At 71.9% G+C, this 15,270-nt stretch carries 12 protein-coding genes; all 12 read left to right on the top strand.

Going from position 1 to position 15,270, the window contains the following annotated elements:
* Positions 1-3 precede the first annotated feature (3 nt).
* The 12 genes from ACFRAL_RS09710 to ACFRAL_RS09765 all read left to right on the top strand — a co-directional run bounded on the left by ACFRAL_RS09710 (position 4) and on the right by ACFRAL_RS09765 (position 15,265).
* Positions 4-4,533 (top strand): FtsK/SpoIIIE domain-containing protein, encoded by a 4,530-nt coding sequence (locus tag ACFRAL_RS09710; protein ID WP_378882234.1) that lies wholly within the window; start codon positions 4-6, stop codon positions 4,531-4,533.
* 126 nt (positions 4,534-4,659) lie between these two features.
* The gene (locus ACFRAL_RS09715) at positions 4,660-4,947 is read left to right on the top strand and encodes a WXG100 family type VII secretion target (RefSeq protein ID WP_194397663.1); all 288 of its coding nucleotides are present in this window, start codon (positions 4,660-4,662) and stop codon (positions 4,945-4,947) included.
* Positions 4,948-5,030: 83 nt separating this feature from the next.
* Entirely contained in the window at positions 5,031-5,336 is a 306-nt protein-coding gene (locus ACFRAL_RS09720) for a hypothetical protein (protein ID WP_336398302.1), read from the top strand.
* Positions 5,337-6,569, top strand: a complete 1,233-nt coding sequence (locus ACFRAL_RS09725; RefSeq protein ID WP_378882238.1) for a hypothetical protein — start codon at positions 5,337-5,339, stop codon at positions 6,567-6,569.
* 28 nt (positions 6,570-6,597) lie between these two features.
* Entirely contained in the window at positions 6,598-7,215 is a 618-nt protein-coding gene (locus ACFRAL_RS09730; RefSeq protein ID WP_336398304.1) for a hypothetical protein, read from the top strand.
* Positions 7,212-7,826 (top strand): hypothetical protein, encoded by a 615-nt coding sequence (locus tag ACFRAL_RS09735; protein WP_336398305.1) that lies wholly within the window; start codon positions 7,212-7,214, stop codon positions 7,824-7,826. Before ACFRAL_RS09730 ends, ACFRAL_RS09735 begins: the two co-directional genes overlap by 4 nt.
* Positions 7,823-8,608 carry a hypothetical protein gene (locus tag ACFRAL_RS09740; protein ID WP_336398306.1) on the top strand — a complete coding sequence of 262 codons (786 nt, stop codon included), beginning with the start codon at positions 7,823-7,825 and terminating at the stop codon, positions 8,606-8,608. Before ACFRAL_RS09735 ends, ACFRAL_RS09740 begins: the two co-directional genes overlap by 4 nt.
* Before the next feature lie 102 nt (positions 8,609-8,710).
* Complete coding sequence (locus tag ACFRAL_RS09745; RefSeq protein ID WP_194397663.1) at positions 8,711-8,998, top strand: WXG100 family type VII secretion target; 288 nt, start codon at positions 8,711-8,713, stop codon at positions 8,996-8,998.
* A gap of 159 nt (positions 8,999-9,157) precedes the next feature.
* Positions 9,158-10,702, top strand: coding sequence for a DNA-3-methyladenine glycosylase 2 family protein (locus ACFRAL_RS09750; protein ID WP_378882243.1), 1,545 nt, complete (start codon positions 9,158-9,160; stop codon positions 10,700-10,702).
* The gene (locus tag ACFRAL_RS09755) at positions 10,699-11,211 is read left to right on the top strand and encodes a methylated-DNA--[protein]-cysteine S-methyltransferase (protein ID WP_378882245.1); all 513 of its coding nucleotides are present in this window, start codon (positions 10,699-10,701) and stop codon (positions 11,209-11,211) included. The genes ACFRAL_RS09750 and ACFRAL_RS09755 overlap by 4 nt, the downstream gene beginning before the upstream one ends.
* 404 nt (positions 11,212-11,615) lie before the next feature.
* Positions 11,616-13,454: an ABC transporter ATP-binding protein gene (locus ACFRAL_RS09760; RefSeq protein WP_336398309.1), complete on the top strand. Its 1,839-nt coding sequence runs from the start codon at positions 11,616-11,618 to the stop codon at positions 13,452-13,454.
* Positions 13,451-15,265: an ABC transporter ATP-binding protein gene (locus tag ACFRAL_RS09765; protein WP_336398310.1), complete on the top strand. Its 1,815-nt coding sequence runs from the start codon at positions 13,451-13,453 to the stop codon at positions 15,263-15,265. Before ACFRAL_RS09760 ends, ACFRAL_RS09765 begins: the two co-directional genes overlap by 4 nt.
* The last annotated feature ends 5 nt before the right edge of the window (positions 15,266-15,270 follow it).

Consider the following 15,270-nt stretch of genomic DNA (forward strand, 5'->3'; position numbering starts at 1 on the left):
CGAATGAGACTCAAACTGACGCTCCAGCGTCGCGACGGCCATCACACCGACATCGTGGTCACCTCCGACACGACCGCGACCGTGCAGGACGTGGCGCGCCGGATCGCCGAGGCCGATCCCGCCCGCAGCTTCGTCTCGTCGCCGCGCGACGTGCTCACCCTCCAGGTGGCGCCGCCGACCTCGTCGACGTTCCAGCTGCTCGAGCCCGACATGCTGATCAGCGACGCGCCGGTGGGGTCGGGCTTCGTCGCGACGATCGCGAACCTCGGGGCGGACTACGTCTCGGGCCGCCGCGCGGGCGCGCCGCCGGCGGCGATCCTGTCGGTCGTGGCCGGCCCGTTCGCGGGGCGGGAGTTCCAGCTGCCGCGCGGCCACTTCACGATCGGCCGGGCGGCGGGCGCCGACGTCGTCCTCGACGATCCGCTGGTGTCCAAGCGGCACGCCCGCATCGAGGTGGGATCCTCCGTCGAGCTCGTCGACCTCAACTCGGCGAACGGCATCGTCGTGGACGGCGGCCTGGTGCAGCGCCTGAAGGTCATCCCGGGGCAGCGGTTCGCGCTGGGCGACACCGAGCTGGTCGTGCGCATGGTGCAGGACTTCGCACCGCTGGACCAGGACCCGGTGCTGGAGCGCGGCGGATCGCTGCTGTTCAACCGCAGCCCCCGCGTCGAGCCGCGGTACGTGGGGGAGGAGCTGCCGGAGCCCCGTCTCCCCAAGGATCCGATCAGCCGCCTGTTCCCGTGGCCCATGCTGGTGGCGCCGGTCATCCTGGGCGCCTCGATCTTCGCGATGACAGGCAACCCGCGCTCGCTGCTGGTGGTGCTCCTGTCGCCCCTCATGCTGCTCGGCAACTTCATCTCGCAGCGCACCCAGGTGGGTCAGCGGGTGCGCAAGGAGGCCGAGATCTTCGAGCGCACGTTCGAGGAGCTCGAAGAGACGCTGTACCGCGAACGGCCGCGCGAACGCGAGGTGCGCAACGCCGAGGTGCCGCCGGTGGCCGTGGTGTTCGACGAGGCGATGCGGCTGGGGCCCATGCTGTGGACCAGGCGCCCCGAGCACTGGAACTTCCTCTCGGTGCGGCTGGGGACGTCCGAGGCGCCCTCGCGCACGACGATCAAGCGCGCCGAGAACCCCGACGCGCTCCAGGAGTACGTCGACCGCGTCGATCGGCTGCGCGAGCGCTACCGCATCATCGACGGCGTGCCGGTGCTGGAGTCGCTGCAGAGCGTGGGCGTCATCGGCGTCGCGGGGCCCCCGCGCGAGGCGGCGGACGCGCTGCGCGGCCTGTGCGTGCAGCTGTTCGGCCTGCACTCGCCCAACGAGCTCGTCGCCGTCGCGCTGACCGAGCCGCAGTGGGCGACGCAACTGGAATGGCTCAAGTGGCTTCCGCACACCACGAGCGAGCGCAGCCCGTTCCGCGACATGCCCCTGTCGGACTCCGCGTCGACCGGCGCGGCGCTGCTCTCGGCGCTCGAGGAGCTCGTGATGCGCCGCTCCAAGGCGGCCTCGTCGCCGCGTCTGCCGCTGGACGACGACTGGGACCCGATGCGCTACGGCACCGACGTGCGCCGCGCCGCCGAGGATGCGACCTTCCCGGGGCAGACGGCGGTCGTGGTGATCGTGACGGCGGATGCCCCGGTGGACCGTGCCCGGCTCACCCAGGTGCTCGAGCGCGGCGCCGACGTCGGCGTGTACGGACTGTTCGTCGCGCCGGTCGTCGAGGCGCTGCCGGCCGTATGCCGCAGCTTCGTCGACGTGGCGGGGGGTCTCGAGGCGGCGCGGGCGGGGACGGTCCGCAGCGGCGTCGAGTACCCGGCCACCGTCGTGGAGGGCGTCTCCAACGAGCTCATGACCGTGCTCGCCAAGCGCCTCGCGCCCGTCGCCGACTCCAGCACCGTCATCGAGGACTCCTCCGACATCCCGAACTCGGTCATGTTCCTCTCGGTCGTCGGACCCGAGATCGCGACCGACCCGTCGTTCGCCGTGGAGCGCTGGCGCGAGAACAACACCATCGTCGACCGGTCGGGGGCGGCGCTGCCGCGGCTGAAGAAGGCCGGCAACCTGCGCGCCATCGTCGGGCAGGGCGCGACCGACGCGATGACGCTCGACCTGCGCACGCAGGGACCCCACGCCCTGGTGGGCGGCACCACCGGCGCGGGCAAGTCGGAGTTCCTGCAGGCGTGGGTCCTCGGCATGGCCGCCGCCCACAGCCCCGACCGCGTCACGTTCCTCTTCGTCGATTACAAGGGCGGTTCCGCCTTCGCCGACTGCGTCGAGCTGCCGCACTGCGTGGGCCTGGTGACCGACCTCAGCCCCCACCTCGTGCGGCGCGCCCTCACCAGCCTCCGCGCCGAGCTGCACCACCGCGAGCACCTCTTCAACCGCAAGAAGGCCAAGGACCTGCTCGAGCTCGAGAAGCGCCGCGATCCCGACGTGCCCCCGGCGCTGGTCATCGTCATCGACGAGTTCGCCGCGCTCGCCGGCGAGGTGCCCGAGTTCGTGGACGGCGTCGTCGACATCGCCCAGCGCGGCCGGTCCCTCGGCATCCACCTCATCATGGCGACCCAGCGTCCGGCGGGCGTCATCAAGGACAACCTGCGCGCCAACACCAACCTGCGGGTCGCGCTGCGCATGGCCGACGAGTCCGACTCGAAGGACGTCGTCGACGACCCGGTCGCCGCGCGGTTCGACCCCGGCATCCCCGGGCGCGGCATCGCCAAGACCGGGCCGGGGCGACTGGTCCCGTTCCAGTCCGCGTACGCGGGCGGCTGGAGCACCGACGAGGTGCCGGTGGCCGACGTGAGCGTCGCGGAGCTGCGGTTCGGGTCGGTGCAGAGGTGGGAGCTCGAGGATCCGGGCGACGCCGCCGACGACACCGCCGACCCCGGCCCCAACGACCAGAAGCGCATCGTCGCGACGCTGGTGGCGGCGGCCGCGCAGGCTCGCATCCCGGCTCCCCGGCGCCCGTGGCTGGACGACCTCGAGACGACGGTCGACATCCGGGCGCTCCGCGCCGGCCGCCCCGGCAGCATCCTGCTCGGCAAGCGCGACGTCCCCGAGCGACAGCTGCAGGAGCCCGTGTACTTCGAGCCGGACCGCGACGGGTCGCTCCTCGTCTACGGCACGAGCGGCTCGGGGAAATCCACCGTGCTGCGCACCGCCGCCATCGCGGCCGCGATGGGGCGTCGCCCCGAGAACGTCGCGGTCTACGGGCTCGACTTCGGAGCGGGCGCGCTCAAGAGCCTCGAGGTGCTGCCGCACGTCGGCTCGATCATCCCGGGCGACGACGCCGAGCGCGTGCAGCGCATCCTCCGGTCGCTGGGCGCGGTGCTCGACGACCGCGGCAAGCGGTTCAGCGCGGCCAACGCCTCCAGCATCGCCGAGTACCGTGACCTCACCGGCCGGGACGAGGCCCGCATCATCCTGCTGCTGGACGGCCTGCCGCAGTTCCGGGCGGAGTGGGAGACGACGACGGCGCGGATGCCGTTCTATCAGGCGTTCATGCGGATCCTGGGCGAGGGGCGCCCGCTGGGCGTGCACGTCGTGGCCACCGCGGACCGCTCGGGGTCCGTTCCGACCGCGGTGAGCTCGAACATCTCGCGCCGCGTCGTCCTGCGCCTGGCCGACGAGAGCGCGTACTCGCTGCTGAACGCCCCGAAGGACGTCCTGGACGAGCGGTCCGCGCCCGGCCGCGCGATCATCGACGGGTTCGAGACGCAGATCGCGGTGCTGGGCGGGACGCCCAACGTGGCGGAGCAGACCAAGCTGCTCGTGCAGTGGGCGCAGGAGCTGCGCGCGCTCGGTGCCCGTGAGGTCGACGAGATCGGCTCGCTGCCGACCCGCCTGGCGTGGTCGGCGCTGCCCGACCGCGTCGGCGAGTTCCCGGCGCTCGGCATCGCCGAGGACACGCTCGCGCCGCGCGACTTCGACCCGGTCGGCACGTTCGTCGTGGCGGGCCCGCCGCTGGCGGGCAAGACCAACGCGATGAAGGCGCTCGTGACGGCGATGGTGCGCTTCGACCCGGGCGTGAGGCTGTTCCACTTCGGCGGCCGCCGCTCGCAGCTGAAGGAGTTCGCGCCCTGGATGCGCAGCGCCACGACGCCCGACGAGGCCAAGGAGCTCGCGACCGAGCTCGCCGAGCTGGTCGCCGACGAGTCCATCGACACCCGTCTGATGATCGTGATCGAGGACGTGCCGCAGTTCGCCGATTCGCCCGCCGAGCGCCCGCTGAAGGCGCTGTTCCAGGCGGTCAACCGCAGCGAGCACTTCCTCATCGGCGACGCCGACGTGACGCAGGTCACGAGCGGCTTCGGGCTCGTCGGGGACTTCAAGGGCGGTCGCAAGGGCGTCATCCTCAAGCCCGACGCGTTCGACGGCGATGCGGTGTTCAAGGTGCCGTTCCCCAAGGTCAAGCGCGCCGACTTCCCCGACGGACGCGGCATCTTCGTGCAGGCGGGCCGCCAGGTCACCGTGCAGCTGCCGCTGGTCGAGGCATCCGCCCTGCCCGTCGCCCAGGCCGCCGCGCAGCACTGACCGCGGCGAGAGGCCATGGGTCATGCCATGGGGAATGGTCCCCATCGCGTGGCGTCGTGGGCGTCGGTTAGGTTTCTGAGTGTCCCGCCCGGGGTGGGTCGGGTTACCTGAGTGAGGGAGTTGACGATGGCGGATTTCGGTGCCTCGTATGCGGAGATGGAGCAGGTGGCGTCGTCGCTGTCGCAGGCTCGTGATGACATCCAGGGTCAGCTGGACGCGCTGAAGAGCCAGGTGGACACGCTGCTGGGTGAGGACTTCAAGACGCAGCACGCGTCGGGGAAGTTCGGTGAGGGCTATTCCGAGCTGACGACGGGTCTGAAGGGTGCGGTGGACGGCATCAACGACATGTCGGAGGCTCTGCTGGGCATGATGCGTGCCATCCAGGACCTCGACCAGCAGCTCGCCGGCGGCTGAACCGACTGACTTCACGCGTGGGGAACCACGGTTCCCCACGCGTCCTCGTTCGATCACGGCCTTGGGAGTGAACACACGTGTCGGTGAAGATCTCATACGACGAGCTCGGTGCGCTGTACACCAACCTGCTCGCGACGCAGACGGAGTTCGAGTCGGCGTCCAAGCGGCGGAGCGACCTCAGCCATGACATCGGGTCGCCGTACGGTCGCAGCGACCTCCGCGACAAGACCGACGACTTCGAGGAGCGCTGGGACGACCGGCGCAACAAGCTCAACGAGGGCCTGAAGGCGGTCACCGAGCAGGCCAAGACGGTCCTCGAGGGCTTCGGCGACTTCGACACCCAGGTGGCCGCAGAGCTCGCGGCGCAGATGCAGGAAGTGGGCGAGTAGATGGCGATCCATCAATCCCCGAAGGGACGCCCGATCGAGGTCGTGTCGGGCAACGGCGACGACGTCCGCGAACGCGGCCAGCAGATCATCAACCTCGGCGCGGCCATGTCGGAGGCCGAGACGCTGCTCACGCGGCTCGTCGACGACGGCGCCGACATGGAGGGCAAGGCGGTCGACAAGCTCCGCGAGCTGAGCGGGGAGGTCAACGTCGAGCTCGGCCGGGCGGCGGAGCTGTACCAGGCGGTCGGTCCGTTCGTGCGGGACTACGGCTCGGAGCTGGCCGCGGTCAAGGCGCTCATGAAGGTGACCGTGCCCGACGCCGACACCTACTGGCAGAACTACCAGCAGGCCCTCAGCGAGTGGCAGAGCGCGCAGATGGCGCCGGTGCCCTACCCCGAGGGATCCGGCGACGACGACTCCGCCCGCACCGAGGCGGAGCGCACCCACGACAACGCCGTGGAGTCCGCCGAGGGCGACAAGGACGCCGCCTACGCACTGTGGAAGGGCGCCGCCGACGACTTCGACGAGCAGTACGACCGGTGGGAGACCGCGTTCGATGCGGCCGTCGAAGGCGTGCGGTCCTCGAACGCCAACGCGATCAAGGACGGCTGGCGCGACAACCTCGACGGCTTCGTCGACTTCGCGCTGGACGTGCTCGCGGTCGCGGGCGTCGTGCTCGCCGTGCTCGCGATGGTGGTCGGCGGACCCATCGTCGCCCTGCTGGCGCTCGCCGTCGGCGTGCTCACGCTCGCGGGAACGCTCTGGCAGTACTCGCGCGGCGATGCCGCGCTCTGGGAGGTCGGCCTCGCGGTGCTCGGCGTGCTCCCGTTCGGCGCGTTCGGCGAGTTCGCCAGTGGCGGCTTCGGGGCCGGCATGCGGGCGTGGGCGGGCCTTCCCACGGGCGGCATGTCGTACGGCGACGACTTCGCCCGGTGGACGCTGAGCATGGGATCGCGCAGCCCGGGTCAGTGGATCTCGAACATGCGCTCGCTGGGCCCGGAGGCCGGGTACGTGGTGAACTCCTTCGACGACATCCTGAGCACGGTGATGACCGGACAGGATCCCTTCATGTGGGAGGTCATCGGAGCCCTCGGCACCACGGGCGAGCAGCTCACCTACGCCTTCAGCGGCCTGGGTGCCCACTACAACAACATCGCCACGCTCGCCGGCGGCCTGCAGGGCACCGTGGAGCTGGCGACGGGCATGGACCGCATCGCCTACCCGACGTGGTGACCGGGTCGACTGTGGCAGGGTGGAGCGGGTGAGTTCACTGCGCGATCAGCTCGCCGGCGGGCGTCCGGGAGTCCCCGAGTTCCGGATGACGCTGCCCGAGGGCTGGACCATGTACGACACCTCCGGCGCGACCGAGCGTGCGCTGCTGGACCGGGCGAAGGCGCGGCTGCGCGAGGCGCACCGGCCCGACGTGTACGCCGCGCTGGAGACCCACGTCACCGGCGCGCTCGGGGCGGCGCGGCGTCAGGGGGCGTTCGTGATGATCATGGCGGGTGAGGATGCCCCGCAGTGGTCGACGGTCCCCATCAGCGTGCTCGGCACGATCACCGAGGGAGCGCCCGGCGTGTCCCTGGACGCCATGGTCGCCGACGCCGTCGAGCGGCGCGGCGCCCGCGCGCTCGAGGGCAGCCGGCAGTTCCTCCGCTGGACGGATCGTCGCACCGTGGAGCTGTCGGGGGAGTCGGCCGGCGCCTACACGATCGTGTACCTCACGCCCCTGCCGGGATCCCGCCGCACCAAGGCCCTCCAGCTCACGGCGACGCTGGTCCACCCGACGGACGTCGACCCCGACGAGGACCCGTACATGAAGAACTGGCTGTCCCTGATGGACGCGCACGTGCTGACGTTCGCGTGGACCGGGCGATGACGCGCGTCGACTTCGGCTTCGACGCCGCGACCGTCGTCCCGCTGCCCGGAGCCGACCTCGGCTCCGGTGACGTCGAGGCCTGGGCCGCCGAGGCGGCGGCGCGGATGGCCGGGCTCCACGACCTCCCCCCGCAGGAGACGGAGGTCCTGGCCCGGGCTCTCGCGCGTGCGCAGCGGTCGGCGGCATCCGATCCCGGCACCAACCTGCTCACCTTCGAGCCGGCCACGTGGTCGTGGGCGCCACTGCGCCTCACCCTGGCCGACTGGGAGCCGGATGCCGACGAGCAGCGGCGGTACCTCTGGCCGCCGTCGGTCCTCGCTCCCCGGATCCGGCCTGCCCGCTCGGCCGGTCTCGGCGAGGGCTGCTCGGTCACCCTCATGGACGAGGACGGCCGCGGCGTGGTCCGCTGGCTCTTCATGACCACCGGCGCGTCGTTCTTCGCTGTCCTGGGACCGCTCGACCCGGCGGCGATCGCGCTGTCCGCCGCGCGGGTGGAGGACCTGCTCGACACCGTGCGCATCGACGGCGCGCCCTGGACGCCGTCCGGCCTGCTCGACGTGCCCGCCCTCGTCCAGTCCGCGCAGGACCCGGAAGGACTGTGGCGGGTATGACCGACGCGCCCGCGACGGCGTACGCGCGCACGGTGAGCGCGTGGACGCCGCTGGACTGGTGGAAGCTCGAGGCCCGCGCCCTGCACCACGTGCCCGACGCGCGCCGCGCGCTGGCCTTCTTCGCGCCGCCGGCGGCGTGGAAGGACCTCGCGAAGAACGTCGCGCCCGCCTGGGGGTGCCTGCTCACCCTGTCGCACATCGCGAGTTTCACGCTGCCCGTGGTGGCGCTGCTGATGCTGCTGCCCTGGCTCTTCGACCGCACAGAGACCGCGCTGGTCGGGTGGGCCGGCATGCTCGCCGGGATCGCCGCCCTCCTCGGCGCGAACGGCATCCTCACCGAGATGCGCGAATCGCTCGGCACCGAGCCCGGCATCCACCGGCTGCTGGGGGCGCTCCACCTCGTCCCGTCCGCAATCGCCACCGCCGTCGCCGCGCTGGCGATCGCACAGGGCGCCGCCGACGCCCCGATCGGCATCGTGGGCCTCGCGGCAGACGTGGCCGTGGGCGTGCTGCATCTCGTACTGTTCCGCGGTCCCGCGCACACCGGCACGGATCGATGGCGGCGGAGCCTCACGGCCCTCGAGAAGGCCGTCGAGGGGATGCCTCCCGACGAGCGCGCCCGCATCTACGCGGACGTCCAGGGTGCGCTGGCCGTCCTCGCGGAGCGGGGGCTCATCACCGAGCCGGAGCTCGTGCGCGCCCGGGACGTGCGCATCGGACTGCTCGGCATCACCATGGCGCCCCGTGAGGACCTCACGCCCCGAGGCGGACGAACGGCGTGAGCGCCGGATGGGGAATGGTCCCCATGGGCCCCGGCGCCGGCCCGGGTTAGCGTGGAGGGCATCGGCCGGCTGGGTCGGGTTACCTGAGTGAGGGAGTTGACGATGGCGGATTTCGGTGCCTCGTATGCGGAGATGGAGCAGGTGGCGTCGTCGCTGTCGCAGGCTCGTGATGACATCCAGGGTCAGCTGGACGCGCTGAAGAGCCAGGTGGACACGCTGCTGGGTGAGGACTTCAAGACGCAGCACGCGTCGGGGAAGTTCGGTGAGGGCTATTCCGAGCTGACGACGGGTCTGAAGGGTGCGGTGGACGGCATCAACGACATGTCGGAGGCTCTGCTGGGCATGATGCGTGCCATCCAGGACCTCGACCAGCAGCTCGCCGGCGGCTGAACCGACGGACTTCGGCGGCCGGTCGTCGCCCCGCGTCGCGGCGGGGCCGCGACCGGCCGCTTCGTCGTCTGCGGGCGGCGCGCGGCCTGCCTCGCGGGGCGTCACCGTCGTGTCCGATTTCCGCGAGCCGATGTCGGGGGAGCGTGTCAGGCTAGGGACATGAGCCTGGCGATGACGTTCGACGAGAGGTACCGCGCGATCGACTCGCGCGATGCGCGCTTCGACGGCCAGTTCGTCACGGCGGTGCGGTCGACCGGCATCTACTGCCGTCCCAGCTGCCCCGCGCGCACGCCGAAGGCGTCGAACGTCACGTTCTACCCCACGAGCGCCGCCGCCCACGAGGCCGGCTACCGCGCGTGCAAGCGGTGCCTGCCCGAGGCCGCGCCGGGGTCGCCGCAGTGGAATCTCCGCGGCGACACCGCCGGCCGCGCGATGCGGCTCATCGCCGACGGCGTCGTCGAGCGCGAGGGCGTGCCGGGCCTCGCCCGGCGGCTGGGCTACTCGCCGCGCCACCTGTCGCGCCTGCTCACCGCCGAGCTCGGCGCCGGTCCGCTCGCGCTCAGCCGCGCGCACCGGGCGCAGACGGCCCGCATGCTCCTGGTGGGCACCGACCTGCCCGCGGCGGACGTCGCGTTCTCGTCGGGGTTCGCGAGCGTGCGGCAGTTCAACGACACCGTCCGTGAGGTGTTCGGCCTGTCGCCGCTCGAGCTGCGCGCCCGGCGCCGCCTGCCGCGCCCCTCCAGCGCGCCGGAGGACGCGATGCTCGGCGCGATCGACCTCGTGCTGCCGCATCGCGGGCCGCTCGATGCCGACGGGCTCTTCGCGTGGATGGCGGCCCGCGCCGTGCCGGGCGCCGAGGTGGCGACCTCGACGTCGTTCGCCCGCACGCTGCGGCTGCCGCACGGGCCGGCGTGGTTCGAGCTGCGTGTCGACGATGGCGGACGCGTGCGGCTTCGGGCCCGCCTGACGAACCTCGCCGACCTCTCGACCCTCGTCACGCGGGCCCGGCGGCTGTTCGACCTCGACGCCGATCCCGTCGCGGTCGACGAGGCGCTCGGTGAGCATCCCGAGCTCGCGCCGCTGGTGGCGGACCTTCCCGGCATCCGGGTGCCGGGGGCCGCCGATCCGCACGAGATGCTCGTCCGCGCGATGGTCGGGCAGCAGATCACGGTGGCGGCGGCGCGCACTGCGCTCACGCAGCTCACGACGGCGCTCGGCGACGACGTGGACGGGGCCGAGGGCACGGTGAAGCTGTTCCCGACGATGGCGGCCATCGCCGACCGCGGCCACGAGGTGCTGCGCGGGCCCGCCGCCCGCATCCGCGCGATCACCGGGGCGGCGGCGGCCCTCGCCGACGGCTCCCTCACGCTGACGACCGGCGACGACGCCGTCGAGCAGCGGGCCGCGCTCCTGGCCATGCCCGGCATCGGCCCGTGGACCGCCGACTACGTGCGCATGCGCGTCCTCGCCGACCCCGACGTGTTCCTCCCCGGCGACGTCGCCGTGCGCACCGGCGCCGCGGCCGCGGGACTCCCGTCCGAGCCGCGCGCCCTCACCGGCTGGGCGGCGCGCACGGCGCCATGGCGCAGCTACCTCACCGCGCACCTGTGGCGCGCCGTCCCGCCGAAGGGCCCCGCGCAGCGCAGGGGCGCCGCATCCGTCCTCTCCGTCCCGCCCGTCCCGACCACCGGAGGCATGCCATGACCACCGCGACCATCCAGACCATCGACACCCCCGACGGGGCGTTCACGATCCTCACCGACGACGAGGGGCGCGTGCTCGCATCGGGCTGGACCTCCGAGGCCGGCCGCATCCTCGAGCGTCTGCGGGCATCGGACCGCCCGTCCTCCGTGGCGGAAGGGCGAACGGATGCCGCCGCCGCCGTCTCGGCCTACTACGACGGCGACCTCGCCGCCATCGACGGCATCCCCGTCGTGCAGCACGGCACGGTCATGCAGCTGACCGGGTGGAGCGCTCTGCGGCGCATCGCCCCCGGCCGGCCGCTGACGTACGCGGAGTTCGCCGCGGAGCTCGGGTCGCCGAGCGCGGTGCGGGCCGCGGCCTCGATCTGCGCGCGCAACGCGCCCGCGCTGTTCGTCCCCTGCCACCGGGTGCTGCGCACCGGGGGCGCGCTCGGCGGCTTCGCGTGGGGGCTCGACGTGAAGCAGCGGCTGCTCGACCGCGAGGCCGGTGTGCCCGCCCTCGTGGTCTGACACCGCTCGCCGACAACCGCTTTCCGGGGGACCGGAAAGCGGTTGTTGCGTTCAGTCAACTCCCAGGTATAGGCTGGTCGGCTGTCGCACCGCGAGGAAACCCGCGGTGCCGACATGCCCATTCCGCTCATCCCAAGGAGGAAGAAATGTCTCAGGCCGCCGTCGCTGCGAACGCCGCTCTCGTCCTCCGCTCCGCGGGACCCCGCACCGCCATCCGGCTGCCGCGTCCCCGCATTCAGGGGTAGCAGCCTCCTCCGCACGCCCCGGCTCGGCCGGCTTCGGCATATCGCCGCCCGGCGAAGCGTTTCCCCACTCGGAGCCTTCGCACGACGACGCCCGCCCATGGGCGCCGTTCAGACACGACCCGACGACGGGTCACCGCATCACCGCCACCCACAAGGATCATGACCTCCACCGCCACCCCTGAGCGATCAGAACCGCAACGGTCCGAACTGTCCACCTTCCAAGCCCTCGGCCGGCTGACGCCCTTCGTCAAGCCGGTGCTTCCGCGTCTCGCGCTCGGCGGCGCCAGCGCGCTCGTCGCGAGCCTGCTCGCCCTCGGCATCCCGCTCGTGCTCGAGCAGGTCGTCCGCGGCCCGATCTCGTCGGGCGACATCGCCGCCATCGGGTGGGGCGCCGCCGCCATCCTCGCCCTGGGCCTCGCCGAGGCCGCCATGGTGTGGCTGCGCCGCTGGTTCGTGCTGGGGCCCGCCACGCTCGTCGAGTACGACCTGCGCCAGACGTTCTACTCGCGGCTGCAGCGGCTCCCGGTCGCGTTCCACGACCGCTGGCAGTCCGGCCAGCTGCTCAGCCGCATGATGCAGGACATGAGCATGCTCCGCCGCTGGCTCGCCTTCGGCCTGGTGCTGCTCGTCGTGAACGCGATCACCATCGCCGTCGGAACCGCGCTGCTGTTCCGCTGGCACTGGCTCCTCGGCACGATCTTCCTCATCACCTCGGCGCCCCTCTGGTACGCCGGCTACCGGTTCGAGAAGACCTACGGCACCCTCGCCCGGCAGTCGCAGGACCAGGCGGGCGACCTCGCCACCTCGGTCGAGGAGAGCGTGCACGGCATCCGCGTGCTCAAGGCGTTCGGTCGCGGCAAGCACGCGCTGCAGAAGTTCGCGCGGCAGGCCGAGACGCTGCGCCAGACCGAGCTCAGCAAGGCCCGCGCCATCGGCTGGATCTGGTTCTGGCTGGTGCTGCTGCCCGACGTCGCGTTCGCGCTGTGCCTCGGCGCCGGCATCTACCTGACCGCGATGGGTCAGCTGCAGGGCGCCGAGCTGATCGCGTTCTTCGCGATGGCGACCGTGCTGCGCTGGCCGATGGAGTCCATCGGGTTCCTGTTCTCGTTCCTGCTCGACGCCCGCACGGCGACCGACCGCATCTTCGAGGTCTTCGACGAGGAGAACACGATCGTCGACCCCGAGAACCCCGTGTCGATCGCGAAGCCGCGCGGCGAGCTGGCGTTCGAGGACGTCCACTTCCGGTATCAGGACGCCGCGTCCCGCGAGCGCGATCTGCTGGACGGCGTCGACCTCGTGCTGCGCCCCGGCGAGACCATGGCGCTGGTCGGGCTCACCGGCTCGGGCAAGACGACGCTCACCACGCTCCCGACGCGCCTGTACGACGTGACGGGCGGCCGCGTGACGCTGGACGGCGTCGACGTGCGCGACCTCACCCTCGCCGAGCTGCGCCGGCACATCGGCATGGCGTTCGAGGACGCGACGCTCTTCTCGCAGTCTGTGCGCGACAACGTGCTGCTCGGTCGTGAGGACCTCGAGCCCGGCAGCGCCGAGGCCGAGCGCGTGCTGCGCGAGGCGCTCGGCGTCGCGCAGGCCTCGTTCGTCGACGACCTGCCCGACGGCGTCGACACGGTCATCGGCGAAGAGGGACTCTCGCTCTCGGGCGGGCAGCGGCAGCGGCTCGCGCTCGCCCGCGCGGTCGCCGCGCGCCCCGCGGTGCTCGTGCTCGACGACCCGCTGTCGGCGCTCGACGTCGACACCGAGGCGCTCGTGGAGGACGCCCTGCGCGAGGTGCTCCACGAGACGACGGCGCTCGTCGTCGCCCACCGTCCGTCGACCGTCATGCTCGCCGACCGGGTCGCGCTGCTCGAGGCGGGCCGCGTGACGGCGGTCGGCCGCCACTCCGAGCTGCTGCGCACCAGCGAGCACTACCGGCACGTGATCTCCAGTCTCGAGATCGAAGAAGCCCGCATGCGGGAGAGGGAGGTGACCCTGTGAGCACCACCGTCGTCGGAACGAGCGGGGAGGACCGCTCCGACTACACGCGCGACGAGAGCAGGGCGATCCGCAAGCGGTCGCTGCGCCTGCTCGGGTCGCTCATCACCCCGGTGCGCGGTCAGCTGATCCTGGCTGCGGTCGTGCTCGTGGTCTCGACGGCGCTGCGCGTCGCCGGCCCCTGGCTCATCGGCATCGGGATCAACAACGCGCTGCCGGCGGTCATCGAGCGGAACGACTGGATGCCGACGATCGTGGTCGTCGCCGTCTACCTCGTCGCCGCGATCGGCGGCGCCGCCCTCATCGGGTGGTACGTCGTCGTCGCCGCGCGCCTCACCCAGGCGATCATGCTGGACCTGCGCAAGCGCATCTTCCTGCACACGCAGCGGCTGAGCCTGGAGTTCCACGAGTCGTACACGTCCGGCCGCATCATCTCGCGCCAGACGAGCGACCTCGACACCATCCGGGAGCTCCTGGACGGCGGTCTGAACGAGCTGGTGTCCGGCATCCTGTACGGCGCGTTCACGCTGGTGGCGCTGTTCCTCGTGGACTGGCAGTCCGGGCTGATCCTGACGGTCATGGGCATCCCGCTGTTCCTGCTGATGCGGTGGTTCTACACCCGCTCGCAGCGGGTGTACCGCGAGTCGCGCGTCATCAGCGCCGGCGTCATCGTCAAGTTCGTCGAGACCATGACCGGCATCCGCGCCGTGAAGGCCTTCCGCAAGGAGGTCCGCAACGACGAGGAGTTCGGCGTGCAGGCGATGAACTACCGCGACGTCAACATGCGTTCGATCCGCCTCTTCGGCACGTTCGAGCCGGGACTCATGGCCGTGGCATCCGTCACCCTCGCGGTCGTCATCGCCTGGGGCGGCATCCGCGTCGCCGGCGGCGTGATGGAGATCGGCTTCCTGCTTTCGGCGGTGCTGTACGTGCGCAACTTCTTCTCGCCGCTGCAGGAGGTGGCGTTCTTCCTGAACTCCTACCAGTCCGCGACGGCGGCGCTGGAGAAGGTGTCGGGCGTGCTCGAGGAGCAGCCGACCGTCCCCGACCCCCGCGACCCGGTCGATCTGTGGGAGGCGAAGGGCCACATCCGGTTCGACGACGTGGTGTTCGGGTACTCCCGCGACCGCGTCATCCTGCCGGACTTCTCGCTGGACATCCCCGCGGGGCAGACGATCGCGCTCGTCGGCACGACCGGAGCCGGCAAGTCCACGCTCGCCAAGCTGGTGTCGCGCTTCTACGACCCGACCGAGGGGGCCGTGACGCTCGACGGCGTGGACCTGCGCCGCATGCACCCGAAGGACCTCCGGCGGGCGATCGTCATGGTCACGCAGGAGGCGTACCTGTTCAGCGGCACGGTCGCCGACAACATCGCGCTCGGCAAGCCCGACGCGACGCTCGACGAGATCAAGGCGGCGGCGCGGGCGGTGGGGGCGGATGCCTTCATCGAGCGCCTGCCCGACGGCTACGACACCGACGTCAACAAGCGCGGCGGCCGCGTGTCGGCGGGGCAGCGGCAGCTGATCTCGTTCGCGCGGGCGTTCCTCGCCGACCCGGCGGTGCTCATCCTCGACGAGGCCACGGCCTCGCTCGACATCCCGTCGGAGCGGCAGATCCAGGACGCGCTGCAGACGCTGCTCGCCGACCGCACCGCGATCATCATCGCGCACCGCCTCTCGACGGTCGCGATCGCCGACCGCGTGCTGGTCATGGAGCACGGCCGCATCATCGAGGACGACACCCCCGAGACGCTCATCGGCGGCACGGGCAAGTTCGCCCAGCTGCACGCCGCCTGGCGGGAGTCGCTCGTCTAGCCCGC

It is taken from the genome of Microbacterium sp. NPDC056736 (assembly GCF_042790415.1).
In the GTDB taxonomy this organism is placed as follows: domain Bacteria; phylum Actinomycetota; class Actinomycetes; order Actinomycetales; family Microbacteriaceae; genus Microbacterium.